Genomic DNA, 3,249 nt, shown 5'->3' with positions numbered 1-3,249 from the left:
CACCACGTGCATGATGTTCTCGTCGTCAAAGCAGCGGACCACGTGGACGATGGCGTCGCACTCCCGGATGTTGGCCAAAAACTTGTTGCCCAGGCCCTGGCCCTGGCTGGCCCCCTTGACCAGGCCGGCGATATCCACGAACTCCACCACGGCGGGGGTGGTCTTTTTGGGGTGGTACATCTCGGTCAGCGCGTCCAGCCGCTGGTCGGGCACCGCCACCACGCCCACGTTGGGGTCGATGGTGCAGAAGGGGTAGTTGGCGCTCTCGGCGCCGGCGTTGGTGATGGCGTTGAAAAGGGTCGATTTGCCCACGTTGGGCAGACCCACGATACCTAATTTCATTGATGAAATACCCTCTTTCGGCATATTAGCCCCAGTATTATATCTTATCCGGCTGTAAATTACAAGTGCCGCCGGCCCAACTCTTCCGCCGGTTGTATTTCAGCCCTGAATGTGCTAGGATACAAAAGGCGGCAGGGGAAAAACCAGCCGGTATATTTCCGTCATTGTATCACGCTTTACATTCTTTTCCCCGCGCCCCTGCCATACTGAATACAAGCAATGAAACTGCAAGGAGGCCATCCTGATGAAGGAATATCCCGTCCAGCGCGCCGCGGTAAGCAAGCCCAAGCCCGATCCCTCCACGCTGGTGTTCGGCAAAACCTTTACCGATCATATGTTTATGATGGACTATACCGCCGGCCAGGGCTGGCACGACGGGCGTATCGTTCCCTACGGCCCCATCGCCCTTGACCCCTCCGCCATGGTGTTCCACTATGCCCAGGAGGTTTTTGAGGGGCTGAAGGCCTACCGCTCCCCCGACGGTTCCATCCAGCTCTTCCGGCCCACGGAGAACATTAAGCGCATCAACGCCTCCTGTGAGCGGATGTGCATCCCGCCCCTGGATGAGGAGGACGCCCTGGCCGCCATTGAGCAGCTGGTACGGCTGGAGGCCGACTGGGTACCCAGTGCCCCCGGCACCTCCCTGTATATCCGGCCCTTTATCATTGCCACCACGCCAACCCTGGGGGTTCACGCATCCCACGACTATATCTTCGCCATCATCACCTGCCCGGTGGGCGCCTACTACGCCGAGGGCATCAACCCGGTGAAGATCTATGTGGAGAGCGAGGACGTCCGGGCCGTCAAGGGCGGCACCGGCTATACCAAGTGCGGCGGCAACTACGCCGCCTCCATCCGTGCCGGCGAGCGAGCCGAGCAGAACGGCTATGCCCAGGTGCTGTGGCTGGATGGTGTCCACCGCAAGTACATTGAAGAAGTGGGCTCCATGAACGTGATGTTCCAGATCGGAGACACGGTGGTCACTCCCATGCTCACCGGTTCGGTGCTGCCCGGCATCACCCGCAAGTCCTGCATCGAACTGATGAAGGACTGGGGGCTGAAGGTGGAGGAGCGGCTTATCACCGCCCAGGAGCTGTTCGACGCCGGGGCCAGCGGCGCGCTGAAGGAGGCCTGGGGTACTGGCACCGCCGCCGTCATCTCCCCCATCGGCGAGATGGGCTGGGAGGACAAGCATGTGGTGGTCAACGGCGGCAAACTCGGCCCTCTGGCCCAGAAGCTGTACGACACCCTCACCGGCATCCAGTGGGGGACCCGGCCCGATCCCCACGGCTGGGTGGTCAAACTGTAACTTTGATTCCTTTGTTGCCTTCCTAATATACCTTCCCAGACAAGTGGGCGGGACGCCAGTCCCGCCCACTTGCCGTCTTATGCCAGGATCATCGGGCCAGGGCGGCAAAGCCGCCGGGGGCCTCCGCCCGGAACAGGCGCGCCTCCCCGGTGAAGGGATCAGTGAGGCGCAGTTCATGGGCGTGGAGACAAAGCCGGCCCAACGGGTCGGTGGCCGCCCCGTAGTCCCGGTCCCCCGCCACCGGACAGCCCAATTCGCTGAGGTGGGCGCGGATCTGGTTTTTTCGGCCCGTGTCGATGTCCACCTCCAGAAGGGCATATTCCCTTCCCCGGCTGAGGGTGGTATAATGAGTTATTGCTTCCTTTCCCCCGGAGGGTACCGAGTACACCTTATGGGCGGCGTTTTCCCGCAGCAGGGTGCGGATGGTGTCGGAATCCCTGGGGGGACGTCCCTCCACCACCGCCAGATAGCCCCGGCGGCCCACCAGCCTGTCCCAGTTGTCCTGGTAAGCCCGCTTGGTCTGCTCATCCTTGGCGAAGAGGAGTACGCCGGAGGTGTCCCGATCCAGCCGGTGGACAATGAAGATCCGGTTCCGGGAATCGGTTTTGCGGACGTAGTCGGTGGCCATGCGGTAGGCGGTGCGGAGCTTCTCCTTGTCGCTGGCCATGCTCAGCAAGCCGGCGGGCTTTGCGATAACCAGCAGCCTGCCGTCCTCGTAGAGGATGGGGAAGGGGGCCTTTTTGTCCCCCGCGCCCTGGGGAAGCACCACTACCGTTTGCCCCGGCAAGAGGGGATGGTCGTGGCGGGTGACGGTTTTGCCGTCCACCTGGACCTGTCCCCGGGTAAGCATGGCCTTGACGCTGTTGCGGCTCTTCCCCGCCACATGGGCCAGCAGGAAGGGGAGCAGGGTGTCCTGCCCCTCCACGATGTATCGTTTTTCTTGCATGTTATCCACATCCTGTCAGGAGGTTTCTGTTTATGAACGACGTACTCCATCAGCTGCGTGACCGCAAATCGGTGCGGGCCTATCTGGAAAAGCCCATCGCGCCGGAGGACAAGCGGGCCATTCTGGAGGCCGCCTGCGCCGCCCCCACGGCGGGCAACCAGCAGCTGTACACCATTCTGGACATTACCGACCAGAAGTTAAAGGATACCCTGGCCCAAACCTGCGACCACCAGCCCTTTATCGCCCAGGCCCCTCTGGTGCTGATCTTCTGCGCTGACTGCCAGAAGTGGTACGACGCCTTTGATGCCGGCGGCTGCCAGCCCCGGAAGCCGGGAGTGGGGGACCTGCTGCTGGCCTGCTCCGATGCCAACATTGCCGCCCAGAACGCCGTCACCGCCGCCTGGAGTTTGGGCATCGGCTCCTGCTACATCGGGGACGTGATGGAGCAGTGCGAGACTCACCGGCAGCTGCTCAACCTGCCGGACTATGTGTTCCCTGCGGCCATGGTGGTGTTCGGCTACCCCACCGCCCAGCAGCAGAGCCGGGAGAAGCCCCGCCGCAGGGCCCTGCCCTACATCGTTCATGAAAACGGCTATCGCCGGATGAACGCCGGGGAGCTGGAGCGGATGCTGGCCGACAACGCCGGACAGCG

Annotated in this window: 4 protein-coding genes; 2 read left to right on the top strand and 2 right to left on the bottom strand. The window is 62.5% G+C overall.

Going from position 1 to position 3,249, the window contains the following annotated elements:
• A partial coding sequence (locus tag Q0K43_RS10780; RefSeq protein ID WP_297290529.1) for a GTPase occupies positions 1 to 342 on the bottom strand: 342 nt, incomplete at its 3' end.
• A 244-nt stretch (positions 343 to 586) separates the two neighbouring features.
• Between Q0K43_RS10780 and Q0K43_RS10775 the strand changes: the two genes are divergently transcribed.
• Positions 587 to 1,651, top strand: a complete 1,065-nt coding sequence (locus tag Q0K43_RS10775; RefSeq protein WP_297290528.1) for a branched-chain amino acid aminotransferase — start codon at positions 587 to 589, stop codon at positions 1,649 to 1,651.
• Between the two features lie 88 nt (positions 1,652 to 1,739).
• On the opposite strand, the gene Q0K43_RS10770 is transcribed toward Q0K43_RS10775, so the two are convergent.
• The gene (locus Q0K43_RS10770) at positions 1,740 to 2,597 is read right to left on the bottom strand and encodes an RluA family pseudouridine synthase (protein ID WP_297290527.1); all 858 of its coding nucleotides are present in this window, start codon (positions 2,595 to 2,597) and stop codon (positions 1,740 to 1,742) included.
• A 32-nt stretch (positions 2,598 to 2,629) separates the two neighbouring features.
• Here Q0K43_RS10770 and Q0K43_RS10765 point away from each other — a divergent pair.
• Positions 2,630 to 3,249 (top strand): nitroreductase family protein (locus tag Q0K43_RS10765; RefSeq protein ID WP_297290526.1); only part of this gene is annotated, 620 nt, incomplete at its 3' end.

Origin of the sequence: uncultured Flavonifractor sp., from assembly GCF_944383115.1 — a bacterium.
Lineage (GTDB): Bacteria > Bacillota > Clostridia > Oscillospirales > Oscillospiraceae > Flavonifractor.
Note: the sequence above shows the minus strand (reverse complement) of the source record. Positions and strands in the feature narration are given on the sequence as shown.